This window comes from Streptomyces sp. NBC_01320, from assembly GCF_035974375.1.
GTDB classification, from domain to species: Bacteria; Actinomycetota; Actinomycetes; order Streptomycetales; family Streptomycetaceae; genus Streptomyces; species Streptomyces yanii.
Window position 1 is genome coordinate 1981391 of the sequence record NZ_CP108390.1, and the last position, 12003, is coordinate 1993393.

14 protein-coding genes are annotated in these 12003 nt (G+C 71.2%); 8 read left to right on the forward strand and 6 right to left on the reverse strand.

Going from position 1 to position 12003, the window contains the following annotated elements; all coding sequences use genetic code 11:
• Positions 1-178: 178 nt before the first annotated feature.
• Positions 179-895 (forward strand): D-alanyl-D-alanine carboxypeptidase/D-alanyl-D-alanine endopeptidase, encoded by a 717-nt coding sequence (dacB, locus tag OG395_RS09500; protein WP_327249293.1) that lies wholly within the window; start codon positions 179-181, stop codon positions 893-895.
• 286 nt (positions 896-1181) lie between these two features.
• Here the strand turns inward: dacB and OG395_RS58235 are convergent, their stop codons facing one another.
• The gene (locus OG395_RS58235) at positions 1182-1256 is read right to left on the reverse strand and encodes a 50S ribosomal protein bL37 (RefSeq protein WP_376335433.1); all 75 of its coding nucleotides are present in this window, start codon (positions 1254-1256) and stop codon (positions 1182-1184) included.
• 105 nt (positions 1257-1361) lie between these two features.
• A complete protein-coding gene (locus OG395_RS09505; RefSeq protein WP_327242482.1) occupies positions 1362-1595 on the reverse strand; it encodes a hypothetical protein in 234 nt (77 codons plus the stop codon).
• Positions 1596-2021: 426 nt separating this feature from the next.
• On the opposite strand from OG395_RS09505, the gene OG395_RS09510 reads away from it, so the two are divergent.
• The gene (locus OG395_RS09510) at positions 2022-2165 is read left to right on the forward strand and encodes a hypothetical protein (RefSeq protein WP_327242483.1); all 144 of its coding nucleotides are present in this window, start codon (positions 2022-2024) and stop codon (positions 2163-2165) included.
• 37 nt (positions 2166-2202) lie between these two features.
• Here OG395_RS09510 and OG395_RS09515 read toward each other — a convergent pair whose 3' ends face one another.
• The 3 genes from OG395_RS09515 to OG395_RS09525 form a co-directional block, all read right to left on the reverse strand.
• Positions 2203-3381, reverse strand: a complete 1179-nt coding sequence (locus OG395_RS09515) for a 4-hydroxybenzoate 3-monooxygenase (RefSeq protein ID WP_327242484.1) — start codon at positions 3379-3381, stop codon at positions 2203-2205.
• Positions 3382-3599: 218 nt separating this feature from the next.
• Positions 3600-4241, reverse strand: a complete 642-nt coding sequence (locus tag OG395_RS09520; RefSeq protein ID WP_327242485.1) for a CoA transferase subunit B — start codon at positions 4239-4241, stop codon at positions 3600-3602.
• Positions 4238-4996, reverse strand: coding sequence for a CoA transferase subunit A (locus OG395_RS09525; RefSeq protein WP_327242486.1), 759 nt, complete (start codon positions 4994-4996; stop codon positions 4238-4240). Before OG395_RS09525 ends, OG395_RS09520 begins: the two co-directional genes overlap by 4 nt.
• 166 nt (positions 4997-5162) lie before the next feature.
• On the opposite strand from OG395_RS09525, the gene OG395_RS09530 reads away from it, so the two are divergent.
• The gene (locus tag OG395_RS09530) at positions 5163-6884 is read left to right on the forward strand and encodes an IclR family transcriptional regulator domain-containing protein (protein WP_442818534.1); all 1722 of its coding nucleotides are present in this window, start codon (positions 5163-5165) and stop codon (positions 6882-6884) included.
• Between the two features lie 3 nt (positions 6885-6887).
• Here OG395_RS09530 and OG395_RS09535 read toward each other — a convergent pair whose 3' ends face one another.
• Positions 6888-7082: a hypothetical protein gene (locus tag OG395_RS09535; protein ID WP_327242487.1), complete on the reverse strand. Its 195-nt coding sequence runs from the start codon at positions 7080-7082 to the stop codon at positions 6888-6890.
• A gap of 312 nt (positions 7083-7394) precedes the next feature.
• Between OG395_RS09535 and OG395_RS09540 the strand changes: the two genes are divergently transcribed.
• The 5 genes from OG395_RS09540 (at position 7395) to OG395_RS09560 (ending at position 11921) form a co-directional block, all read left to right on the forward strand.
• On the forward strand, positions 7395-8117 hold the full coding sequence (locus OG395_RS09540; RefSeq protein WP_327242488.1) for a cupin domain-containing protein: 723 nt from the start codon (positions 7395-7397) through the stop codon (positions 8115-8117).
• Positions 8114-9178 (forward strand): hypothetical protein, encoded by a 1065-nt coding sequence (locus OG395_RS09545; protein ID WP_327242489.1) that lies wholly within the window; start codon positions 8114-8116, stop codon positions 9176-9178. Before OG395_RS09540 ends, OG395_RS09545 begins: the two co-directional genes overlap by 4 nt.
• Positions 9175-10371, forward strand: coding sequence for a hypothetical protein (locus OG395_RS09550; RefSeq protein ID WP_327242490.1), 1197 nt, complete (start codon positions 9175-9177; stop codon positions 10369-10371). The genes OG395_RS09545 and OG395_RS09550 overlap by 4 nt, the downstream gene beginning before the upstream one ends.
• Positions 10368-11288: a hypothetical protein gene (locus tag OG395_RS09555; RefSeq protein ID WP_327242491.1), complete on the forward strand. Its 921-nt coding sequence runs from the start codon at positions 10368-10370 to the stop codon at positions 11286-11288. Before OG395_RS09550 ends, OG395_RS09555 begins: the two co-directional genes overlap by 4 nt.
• A 99-nt stretch (positions 11289-11387) precedes the next feature.
• Entirely contained in the window at positions 11388-11921 is a 534-nt protein-coding gene (locus OG395_RS09560) for a hypothetical protein (RefSeq protein WP_327242492.1), read from the forward strand.
• Positions 11922-12003: the final 82 nt, after the last annotated feature.

Consider the following 12003-nt stretch of genomic DNA (forward strand, 5'->3'; position numbering starts at 1 on the left):
CCGGTCGAAGTCCGCCCGATGACGTACGAGGTGGGAGCTGTCCGGCGGATGCTGCCGCCTTACGGGAGAGCACGCCCAGCCGGTGCGCGGACTCCTTCGGCGTACACACGAAGAAGTCCGGGCCAACCGCGATCATGCCGAAGGTGGCGCGGTGCGACCCACTCGTCATTCAGGGCCAGTGCTGGGAAAGGCCGTCCCGCAGGGTGCCACGACGCCGGCCTTCCATCCGTCGATGCCGCTGAAGGATCTGCTGACGCCGTTTCTGAAGCTGTCCAACAACAACCATGCCGAGGTGCTGGTCAAGACCATCGGTTGCGAGGTCAAGGGCAGCGGCACCTGGTCGGCCGGGCTGTCGGCGAGCGCCGAGTACCCGCGTACCCTTGGGCTGGACCCTACTGCCCTGCGTCAGGTGGACGGCTCGGGCCCGTCGAGGATGGACATGGTGTCCACCAAGCAGTTCACCGAGCTGCTGGTCACCACACGCCGGCAACCGTGGTTCCAGGACTGGTACGACGCCCTGCCGATCGCCTGCGTGTCCGACCGGATGACCGGCGGGACGCTGCGCTCCCGCATGTGCGGGACCGCGGCCGCGGGCAACCTGCACGGCAAGACCGGCTCGCTGACCGGCGTGTCGGGGCTCTCCGGCCATGTGACAGACGCCGACGGCCGGGAACTCGTCTTCAGCTTCGTCAGCAACAACTACGTCGCGAGCTCGGTCAAGAGCATCGAGGATGCGGTCGGAGCGGCACTCGCCGCCTACAGCGTCAAGGGCGCAGAGCAGCCGCACCGTACGGCCCGGTCCGACCGGCCCACGACCGATGCGCCGGCTGCAAGGGATGAGCAGTCCGGACGCACCGACCTCGAGTGCTCCTGCATGAAGCCTGCGAGCTGCTGAGCGACGATCGGGGATCCAGGACAGTGCCCGGAACCTCAAGGCAGTGATCCAGCCGGAGGTCGACCGGATCGGTGAGGGGCGGGAACCGACCCCGCCCCTCACGCCACGCAGGCAAGACCTGGAGAAGCGGCATCAGCGTCGTCAGAGGCCGCGTTGTATGTGCGGATCCAGAATCCGATGACGATCGCGGGGGCTGCCACCCGTATGAACTGGCCCGGCAGAGGACCCGTCTTGGGCGTGTGCTCCGAACGACCCGTCGCCCCACGCCGTCGCGTGCTCGGTGAGCTCAGGCGTTGGGGCGCTTGCCGTGATTGGCCCTCTTCTTCTTGCGGGCGCGTCGCTTGTTCCCTCGCTTGGCCATAGTTCATTTCTCCCAATTTCGGCGCATTTCGGGCGATCGTCAGTCTAGGTTCGGCCGGATGCGCCTGCATCAGGAGCGTGACCAGGACCTCGGAATCCCGCCCGCTCAGGGCACCCACTTGTACTTGCCTCCGCCGACCCATCTCACGACCGCGGGATCGTCGAAGTCGATCTCCGACACGCCCGCTTGGCGCGCCAGCCTGATCACATCCACCATGTCGTGGGCAGGCCCGGCCAACACTCCGTTGACCTCCACCATGCGGTACGGAGGATCGCCCGGCACAACACCGAGGACGACGACGGGGGTGGGGCGGAACGCCTCTCCGGCATCGTTGGTCATACCTACAGCGTGTGGCAGGGGCGCGCCGCGCACATGTCCAGCGGACCGACAATCCCCGATGATGGCCCTGTCCTACCTACCGGCTCGCGAACCTCGTGTGCCGGTACCATCCATGTCGTCTGGCAGCAGGCGACCGGCTACCAGGCACCCGTTCGGCCGCCCGCCGACAGGGAACGGCGCCCGATGATGCACTTCGACTTTCAGGTCGGCGGTTCGATTGCGCGGCGCCCCAGCCGGCCACCCGTTCCGCCTGTGCGGCGGCGGCGAATGCACCGCCCGACCAATACCGGCATCACTGGTCACTGAGAGTCATCGACGCATGACGGTCGTATAAGCGGCCCGGCCTCTGCTGACTGCCTTGCCGGCAGATGGAGCCTTGCCCGTGCCCCTCCGAGTGCACGTACGGGCCGTGCCCACCGCATGCGGATGGGCACCTGTCACCGGATGGTGGCGGGTGCCCATGGTTCGCCGGTCAGCTGTGAGCAGGGCGCGTCACGTCGGGTCATCGACAGCTCGATCAAGCAGGCGTGTGTCTCCCAGGCGGTGTACCGCTTCTCCTCCTACGCGTGATCCGGCTGATCCACCCCTCCCTTGTGGTGTTGCACCGTCAGTTCTCCTTGAAGCCCACGTAGTTCTCCGCGAGGGAGGCCGAAGCGGCCTCGGAGCGGGCGACATAGCGCAGGTGCGAGAGGCGAAGCGCACGGTCGAAGTCGGAGTCGGCGGGGTCACTGTGCAGCAGGGTCGTCATCGTGTACGAGAAGTGCTCGGCCCGCCAGACGCGGCGCAGCGCGTTCTCCGAATAGGCGTCGAGCAGCGACTCGTCCCGGTAGGCGTGGTAGCGGGTCAGGGCCTGGGCGAGCAGGTTGACGTCGGCGACGGCGAGGTTGAGACCCTTGGCCCCGGTGGGCGGGACGATGTGGGCCGCGTCACCGGCCAGGAAGAGGCGCCCGTGGCGCATGGGCTCGGCGACGAAGCTGCGCATCGGGGTGACGCTCTTCTCGGTGATCGGACCCCGCCGTAGCGTCCAGTCGCCGTCGACGGCGAAGCGGGTCTCCAGCTCGTCCCAGATGCGCTCGTCCGGCCAGTTGTCGGTGCTGTCGTCCGGGGCGACCTGGAGGTAGAGCCGGCTTACCTCGGGCGAGCGCATGCTGTGCAGGGCGAAGCCGCGCTCGTGGTGGGCGTAGATCAGTTCCTCGCACGAGGGCGGAACGTCGGCGAGGATGCCGAGCCAGGAGAAGGGGTACGTCCGTTCCGTCACGGTCAGCCGGTCGTCCGGAACTGAGCGGCGGCCGATGCCGTGGAAGCCGTCGCAGGCGACGACGATCTCGCAGTCCAGGGTGTGTTCGGCGCCTTCGTGACGGTAGCGGATGCTCGGGCGGTCGGTCTCGATGTCGTCGACGGACAGCGCCTCCGCCTCGAACAGGACGGTTCCGCCGTCCTGTTGGCGCCGGGCGATGAGGTCCTTCACCACTTCGGTCTGCGCATAGACCATGACCGACCGGCCGCCGGTGAGGGACGGGAAGTCGATGCGGTGGGAGCGCCGGTCGAAGCGCAGTTCGATGCCGTGGTGTTCCAGGCCCTGGCGGTCCATCCGCTCGCCGGCCCCGGATTCGCGCAGCACGTCGACGGTGTCCTGTTCGAGGATGCCGGCGCGCTGCCGGCGTTCGACGTAGTCGCGGCTGCGCAGTTCGAGGACGACGTTGTCGATGCCCTGCTGGTGAAGCAGGTGGGAGAGCAGGAGTCCGGCGGGGCCGGCTCCGATGATGCCGACGGTGGTGCGGGGCATGAGCGTCTCCGTGGGAGGTCAGAGGTGAAGGGCGTCGTCGGGAAGTGGCCGCGGCCCGGGCCGCGGCGGCGACGGAAGGAGGATGGAACGTCGTCCTCGGCCAGGACGGGCTGGGCCGTGGCGAAGGCTGAATTGTCCTCCGGCACAACGCGGTTGAAGGCGCAGTGCAGCAGGACCTCCTCGATGTCCTCCGGCCGTGACGCCCGCGGGGCTGCCGGTCACAGGGCCTTCCCCGTCTTCACGGGCGCGGCAGTCCGTTGCAGGACCTCGTCGGCGGTCACGCCGGGGGCGGTCTCGACGAGTCGCAGTCCCTCGTCGGTGATGTCGAGGACGGCCAGGTCGGTGATGACGCGGTGGACGCAGTTCCGGCCGGTGAGCGGCAGCCTGCAGGTGTCGACGATCTTGGGGGTGCCGTCCTTGGCAGTGTGCTCCATGAGAACGATCACCCGGCGGGCGCCGTGGACGAGGTCCATCGCCCCACCCATGCCCTTGACCATCCTGCCGGGGATCGCCCAGTTGGCGAGGTCACCGCGGGCGGAGACCTGCATGGCGCCGAGGATCGCGGTGTCGATGTGACCACCGCGGATCATGCCGAAGGAGAGCGCGGAGTCGAAGAAGGCGGCGCCCGGTACGACGGTCACCGTCTCCTTCCCCGCGTTGATCAGGTCGGGGTCGACCTCGTCCTCGTACGGGTACGGGCCGACGCCGAGGAGTCCGTTCTCCGAGTGGAGGACGACGTCGACGCCCTCGGGGAGGAAGCTCGGCACGCGAGTGGGCAGTCCGATCCCGAGGTTGACGTACGAGCCGTCGGTGAGCTCCCGGGCGGCTCGAGCCGCCATCTCGTCCCTGGTCCAGCTCATCGGGTGCGTACCGTCCTTCGCTCGATGCCCTTGTCGGCAGCCTGTTCGGGGGTCAGTTCCAGCACCCGCTGCACGAACACGCCGGGGAGGTGGACCTGGTCGGGGTCCAGTTCGCCGGGCTCCACGAGCTCCTCGACCTCGGCGACGGTGATCCGGCCGGCCATGGCGGCGAGCGGGTTGAAGTTGCGGGCCGCGCGGGCGAAGACGAGGTTGCCGTGGCGGTCGCCCCGGGCGGCGCGCACCAGGGCGAAGTCGGTGGTGATGCCGTGTTCGAGGACGTACGCCCTGCCGTCGTACTCGCGTGTCTCCTTGGGCGGGGAGGCGACCGCCACGCCGCCGTCCGGCGCGTACCGCCAGGGCAGTCCGCCCTCGACGGCCTGGGTGCCGACGCCCGCCGGGGTGAAGAACGCGGGGATGCCGGTGCCGCCGGCCCGCAGCCGCTCGGCCAGGGTGCCCTGCGGGGTGAGTTCCAGCTCCAGTTCGCCGCCCAGGTAGCGGCGCGCGAACTCCTTGTTGTCGCCGATGTAGGAGCCGGTGACCCGGCTGATCCGTCCGGCCGCGAGCAGGATGCCCAGGCCCCCGCCGTCGACGCCGCAGTTGTTGGAGACGACGCTCAGCCGGCCGGAGCCGTGTGCGTGCAGGGCGCGGATCAGGACGTCCGGTACCCCACTCAGTCCAAAACCTCCGACGGCGAGCGAGGCCCCCTCTCCGATGTCCGCCACCGCTTCGGCAGCCGTCGCTACGACTTTGTCCATACAACGACCCTTTCACTCGGGATTTACCGTAAGGTTGTTCGCCTGGTGAACTTTCGTTCATACTTGATGCGGGCTGAGTGTCCACCGACGCTTCGGGCCGTGTCAACGGCAGCGGGTACGGTTTCCGCACGGTGATCAGCCCGCGACGCTCCGAGGAGGTCAGACGATGTCCCAGCTCACCGAGGTGACGACGGCGCCCGAGGCGACGGTGGCACCCGAGGCCACGATGGCGCCCGACGAGCTGGTCGGACCGCTGGAGCGCGGACTGGCCGTGCTCCGCGCCGTGGCCGCGGGACCGGGGACGCGCCATCGCCCCGGAGATCTCGTCCGCACCACCGGGCTCGCCCGATCGACGGTCGACCGGGTCGCCACCACACTCGTCCGCCTCGGGTTCCTGCGGACCGAGGACCGCGATCTGCTGCTGGCCCCGCGCTCGGCGGAGCTGGGCAACGCCTATCTGGCCGACTGCGCCCTCCTCGAAGCCCTCCGCCCACACGCCGTCACACTCGCCGACGAGCTCGACGAGTCGGTGTCGTTGGCCGTCCCGGACGGCGACGGGGTCCGCTTCATCGCGCAGGCCGCCCGCCGCCGCGCCATGGCAATCTCGTTCCGGGTGGGCGATCTGCTGCCCGCCGAACGCTGCGCGCCCGGCGCCGTGTTCGCCGCCGACTGGGACGACGCACAGCACGACCAGTGGCGCGCGCGGCGTCGGCGCGACCCGCTGGACACCGACTTCCCGGCGCTGCCGCCCCGCCCGGCCGGGGCGGAGCCCACGTCCTCAGCAGTGGAGGCAGACTTCCTCGACCGGGTACGGCAGGCGCGCGAGGACGGCTTCTCGATGGACAGCCAGCTGATCGAGCCCGGTCTGATCGCCGTCGCCCTCCCCGTCCGCGACTCGGCGGGCGCGGTGGTCTGCGCCGTCAGCGTGGTCAGTCACACCAGCCGGCACAGCATCGAGTCCCTGACGGCGCGGGTCCTGCCCCCGGTACGCGCGGCCGTCGCCGCCATGGAGGCTGCCCTGCGCGCACCGTCGGCCGCCGAAACGCCGGCCACCGCAGCGGCGGTCCGCCCGCCCCACTCGGGCAGCGCGCTCAAGGAAGAACTCGGCGCCGGCTTCCTCCAATCGCTCGCCCGGGGTCTCGACGTGCTGTGCGCCTTCGGCTCGGTCGACGGCCCCGCCCGCCTGGCCGACCTCGCCCGCCTCACCGGGCTCCCCCGTGCCACCACACGCCGGTCGCTCATCACGCTGCGCCACCTGGGGTACGTACGGGAGGACGCGGACGGTTTCCGGGTGCTGCCGCGGGTCATGGAGCTCGGCTACGCCCGACTCTCGGGCCTGACGCTCGCCGGGATCGCTACCCCGCACCTCGCCGAACTGGTCGGCAGGGTCCACGAGTCCGCGTCCCTGGCCGTGCTCGACGACGACGACATCCGCTACGTCGCCCGGGTCGCGAGCACCCGGATCATGCACATCGACATCACGGTGGGCACCCGGCTGCCCGCGTACGCCACATCGATGGGCCGGGTGCTCCTCGCGGCACTCCCCGACGGCGAGCGCGCGGCGCGGCTGGCCCGGGTGACACCCGAGGCGCTGACGCCCCGCACGGTGACCACGCCCGAGGCCCTCGCCGACGCGGTGGCGGCCACCGCCCGGCGCGGCCACGCCTGGGTGGAACAGGAACTGGAAGAGGGGCTGCGTTCGATCGCGGCGCCGGTCACGAACGGCGGCGGCCATGTGGTGGCCGCGGTCAACGTGGCGCTCCACGCCGGCCGCGCCAGCGGCGAGGAGAGCCTGGCCACGCTCCTCCCCCCTCTGCTGGAGACCGCCGCGCGGATCAGCGCCGACCTCGCCGCGGTGGGCCGCTTCTCCCCCGTGCCCACGGGCTGATCCTCACGGCCGTCGGGCCCGGGCGCGACGGTCCCGGGAGCCGTCCGCCGGAACGCTTGTGGTGGGCAGCCGCGCCGCCATCGCGTCCGGCATCAGGTCCAGGGCGAGGGGATGGCCGCTCTCGCTCATGTAGGCGGCGAGCAGGGGGCAGGCAGCGGCGATGTTCGGGTACGTGTCGGCCGGCGGATTGCCGTACACCGCGTGCCGGACCTCCGCGTCCGCAACAGCCGACCGACCGTCGTCACGCCACAGCGCTCGTTGCGGGTACGGAGCATGCGCACGGACTGCGGCGGGATTGGCACAGGTCGTGTGGCTGCAGCAGCTCGCTGCTGCAGCGCGTGTACCTCGTGGACTGCGCCGTCATCCGTCCACTCCTTGCCACGCGCGTTCGCCCGCCGTTCCCTCGTGCTTTGCTCGCAAGCCGGTCCAAAGGCCCTCCTTGTTGTGGATCAAGGCCATACGATGCGCTTGCGAAGCGCGCGCCGCGCACAGGAAGACGGGGGAGGCGCGATGTCCGGGATACCGCATGACGGCATATCCGACGCCATGCCGAGCGGAGCATGGGGCACGCTCCCCGCCGCTGTGGAGCTGTACCACCTGAGGCCGGACGGAGGCATCGGGCTGGCCGACCGCGAGGGCGTGCGCGAGCTGGGGCCCGAGCGGGAGTTTCTCCGCTTCATCGATGACGGGCAGTTCGCCCACTACCTGGTGGGCAACGCGGCGACCTCCCCCGAGAGCCCCTCGAACGCCACGGTCAAACTCGGTGTCGTGGAGCCGCGCAGCGCCTTCACCCCGCACGCCCACGGCGGTGAACACTTCGTCCTCAGCCTCGGCCACGCGGCGTGCGGCCTCTACGACGCGGACCGCGACCTGGTGACCGAAGTCCCGCTGACTCCCGGGATGTTGATACGGATTCCGGAGATGATGCCCCACTCCTTCGCGAACCGGGGCACCGATCCGCTGACGATCCTCGCGGCCAACACCGGTTACGGGATCGACCACGAGGACTACGCGATCACCGCCGGGGAGGCCGAGCGCCGCGCCGCGGGCGACACCCCGATGGCCGGCCATGTGGCCGTAGCCGCAGCCACCACCGACTATCGCGCCCTCGCCGCCGCCCTGCGCGACATCGAGCGCCATCAGCAGGACCGCGGCATCGCCACCACCACCGTCCGCGAGCGCTTGGCCGCACGACTGCGCCGTGTGGCCACCGCACTGGAGGTCCGCCGGTGATCTGTCCGCACTGCGAGAAGAACCTGCTCCGCAAGGAGCGCCCCAACAACACCTGCTCCCACTGCAGGCGCACGTATGCACTCGACCCCAAGACCAACTCCCTCGGCCTGAGCGACCTACGGGTGCGCAGGATCGTCGCCAAGGTAACGGAGGAGGGCAGGATCTCAGTGGTGCCGGACCAGCTGTGGTACGCGCTCTCACGCAGGCGCCTCAAGGAGGGCACCTTCGCGCCGGGGTGTGCGGGTACCTCGCTCTTCGCGGGCCTGGTCGTCGGCGTCTTCGGCCTCTTCACCGAGATCGCGTACCTCTTCCTCGCCTCGGGCACCCTGCTGCTCGTCTCCGCGGGCTTCGCCCTCGCACGAGCCGCCGGTGCGGGCCGGGGCTACCCGGTGATGAGCCGTGCGGCATTCCGTTCGGAGGCGCTCGCGCCCTGGCGGGACGTGTACGGCGGGCTGCCGCCCGGGGTGGTCGACGCTGCCCCTCCCGTTCTCTCTCAGGCCAGAAATCGTGCGCCCTCCCGCGCTCAGCCCGGCGCCGTACTCCTGTGCCCCGACCGCTCCATCAGAGCGTTCCTGATCGTCGACGGCCTGCCCTCCCGTTACGGGATCGCGCTCGTCAAGGATCTCGACGCGGTCCACGCCCTGCCCGCGCGGGGCCCGGTGATCGTGCTCCACGACGCCGACGCGCACGGGGAGTTCCTCGTCCGGCACGTCCGCGCGAGTCTGGGGCAACGCACAGTGATCGACGCCGGGTTGCCGCTGCGCACCGTCCGTCGTCTGGCGCAGGCCGTGCCCTACCGCGACAAGCAGGAGAAGCCCGACCAGGAGACCATGGCACGGCTCGCCGCGCTGGGCGAGTTCACCGAGGAGGAGCTGAAGTGGCTGGGAAAGGGCTGGTGCTTCCCGCTCGTCGGCGTGCCCCCCGCCCGGCTGCTCGCCGCCGTCACCCGGGTCGCCGAACAGGTCACGCGGAGCGGCGATCCGGAACGGCGTCGCGCCGCGTCCGTGGGGTTCATGACCTGGCCGGGTTCGGCAGCCCAGGACCAGGCGGGTGAGCGGTGATCTGCCCCCGCTGCGCCGCCTCGCTGACGGGCAAACAGCGCAGCGGCAGAATCTGCGCGCACTGCGGGAAGCGCTTCGCGTTCGACCCCGCGGTGCACGGCAAGGGCATGCACGACATCCGCATCCGGGGCATCGCGGAACGCGCCACCGATCACGGCCGCCTGAAGATCACCCTCACCCAGCTCTGGTACCTGTCCCGCAGCCGTAACTACGCCTGGGCCGGGCGGGATCCGCGGGGTGTGCCGGCGAAGATCCGCTGGCTCGTGGCCCTGCCGGTGGCCGCCGCCCTCGTCGCGTGTGCCGTCCTGACCGGCGGACTGCTCGCGTTCCTCGCGGGCGCCGCCGCGTGCACCGCCCTCGTCGTCGCGTCGTCCATGCGGCACCGCCCCGGTCAGTTGCCCCATGGGCAGATCATTCCTGCCGAACGGACCTTCCGTGCCCTGATGAACGACTCCTGGTCGGCGGTGTACGGGGGCCTGCCGAAAGCCGTCGTCGACGACGCGCGCCCCGTGCCCCGGCCGCGCGGGGCGAACCGTTCCGGTGCGTCCGTTCCGGTGTCCCGGCCCAAGGCCGCGATCCTCTGCACGGACCGCGTGGTCGCCCTCTTCCTCACGGCCAACGGCATCCCCGCCCGTCTGGAGGCCGACCTCGTGGAGGTCGCCGACGCCGACGGAACCGGGGGGCGCCCCACCGTTCTGGCGGCGGCGCTCAGCGCACTCGCGCAGTATCGCAGCGGGCTCCCGGTGGTCGTCCTGCACGACGCCGATCCACAGGGCGTCCTGCTGGCGCCGCTCATCCGTGGCGTACAGCCCGACCGCGTCGTGGTGGACGCGGGCCTCCCCGTCTCCGCGGCCAGGGGCAAACAGGGCGTCGTGCGGCTCGCCCGGCACGATCCGCTCGCCGACGCGGAACAGCTCCGCACGGTCGCAGGTCTGCCCGAGGCCGACGCGCAGTGGCTCGGCGAGGGCTTCTGGAGTCCGCTCGCCGCCGTGCCGCCGCGCGTTCTCGAATCGATCGTCGTCCGGGCGGTGGAACGGGCGCTGGCCGCCCCTCGGCCCACCCTCCACGAGGACCTCACCCACGGCTTCCTCACCTGGCCGCAGGCTCCGCGGACCCCGAGGACCTCGCGGGCACCTGGCACCCGCCCACCCGGCACCGGCACGTACAAGAAGAAGGGCACCAGTTCCGCATGACGCCGCGACGCCTCCAGGCTCCCGGAATCGGGACCTCCATGGCCCGGGACCTCCGTACCGGCCGCGGGCCGGGTGCCCGTTTCCTCGACCTCGCGATCACCGGCGCTGCCGCGCGCGCTGCAGGCCCGGGCGGCATCAGATTCACGGAACGGCAGCTCTACTACGAGACCTGCCGTGTCCTGAGCCCGGCCGCGAACCTGCTCCCCCGCATCCCGCGCACGCCGGCCCCTCCCCTGCGGCTGCCCACGTTCACGCGTGCGCTGGAGGCACGGGGCCGGGAGACCGTGGACGGCCTGCTCCCACCGGTCCCGTCCCCGCCGCCGACCACGCCACGGCCTCCGTCGGTGCCTGATGCCGCCGAACCCGACCTCCACGCCTACGGGTTGCCCCGTCTCCTCGTCTGCCAGGACCGCTCGATCGCCCGGATGCTGCTCGCCAACCATGTGCACCTGGAGGCCGCCTGCCCCGTCCTCGCGGCGCCTGACGCCCTGCCGCTCGACCCGCGCCTCGTCGCGGCGCTGGAGCGGGCCGAGGGTGCAACGGTCCATGTGCTGCACGACGCGAGCCCGGAGGGCATCGGGCTCCCGGCGCGGGTCAGGGCCGCTCTGGGCCCGGTCCCCGGCGTGCGGGTCACGTCGATCGGGCTCGTGCCCCGGCATGCGGCAACCTTGCGCCTTCCGACCGGCCGCGGCCCGGCACCGGCTCCGCCGTCGGCCCCCTGGCCGCCCGGGCTGCGGCCCGAGGAGGCTTCATGGCTGGCACGGGGACGGTTCACGCAGGTCGCGGCGGTGTCACCGCCCCGCCTGGTGCGTACGGTGCTGCGCCTCACGCGGGGACCGCGACCGCCCCGGAACTCCATGTGGACCGAACTGCGCGGGCTGCGTACCACGGGTTTCCTGACCTGGCCCGCCGCGTGATCCGCCGCGTCACCCGCCCGTGAAACGCGCGGTGACCCGTCCGAGTGAGCTCTCCTTCCCGCGGCCACGACCGCCCCACAGACCCGAGGAACGCACACGATGATCCGACCTCAAGAGATCGGCTACTTTGACGAGCTGCTCGCCGACGGCAGCGTCCACCGGCGTTACGAGGACGGCCGGGAGGAGTGGCGCCACCGCGAGAGCTCCCCCAGTGGTCTCGTGCGCTGGCACGACAACCGGAATGCGTCCGGCACCGACGAACTCCTCGGCAACCGCATCATCAAGCGGGTCCTCGCCGACGGCGCGGTGACGTACGCCCGGGACATCGGATACGGCCGCACCCTGTGGGGCCGCGGCGAGACGGTGATGGTCAACCGGATGTCGTTCGGCGGCAGGGTGGGCGTCATGCTCGCGGGCCTGGGCGTAGCGGGCCTCGCCATCACCGCCGCCCAGTTGCCGCCGCTGAGCATGAGCCCGGAAGAGGAGGAGGAGCTCCGCCAGCAGCAGGCGCAGAGCCAGTCGTCGTCGGGTGACTCGGGCGGGGGCGGCGATTCCGGTGGCGGCGGGACGGACGACTGGGACGCGGGCTGGGACGACGGCGAGGACGCCTGGAGCGACGACGACTTCGGCTGAGCCGGCCGCGTCGGCACCACCGGAAGCCGTAGGAGCGGCGGTAGCAGTACGGAACACGGAACACCGAGGAGAGGAGCCGCCC

Coding starts and splice junctions, on each gene's coding strand:
- OG395_RS09510 (WP_327242483.1), top strand. CDS start 2,022: ATGGGCACCTGTCACCGGATGGTGGCGGGTGCCCATGGTTCGCCGGTC.
- OG395_RS09555 (WP_327242491.1), top strand. CDS start 10,368: ATGACGCCGCGACGCCTCCAGGCTCCCGGAATCGGGACCTCCATGGCC.
- OG395_RS09505 (WP_327242482.1), bottom strand. CDS start 1,595: ATGACCAACGATGCCGGAGAGGCGTTCCGCCCCACCCCCGTCGTCGTC.
- OG395_RS09530 (WP_442818534.1), top strand. CDS start 5,163: ATGTCCCAGCTCACCGAGGTGACGACGGCGCCCGAGGCGACGGTGGCA.
- OG395_RS09525 (WP_327242486.1), bottom strand. CDS start 4,996: ATGGACAAAGTCGTAGCGACGGCTGCCGAAGCGGTGGCGGACATCGGA.
- OG395_RS09515 (WP_327242484.1), bottom strand. CDS start 3,381: ATGCCCCGCACCACCGTCGGCATCATCGGAGCCGGCCCCGCCGGACTC.
- OG395_RS09520 (WP_327242485.1), bottom strand. CDS start 4,241: ATGAGCTGGACCAGGGACGAGATGGCGGCTCGAGCCGCCCGGGAGCTC.
- OG395_RS09540 (WP_327242488.1), top strand. CDS start 7,395: ATGTCCGGGATACCGCATGACGGCATATCCGACGCCATGCCGAGCGGA.
- OG395_RS09560 (WP_327242492.1), top strand. CDS start 11,388: ATGATCCGACCTCAAGAGATCGGCTACTTTGACGAGCTGCTCGCCGAC.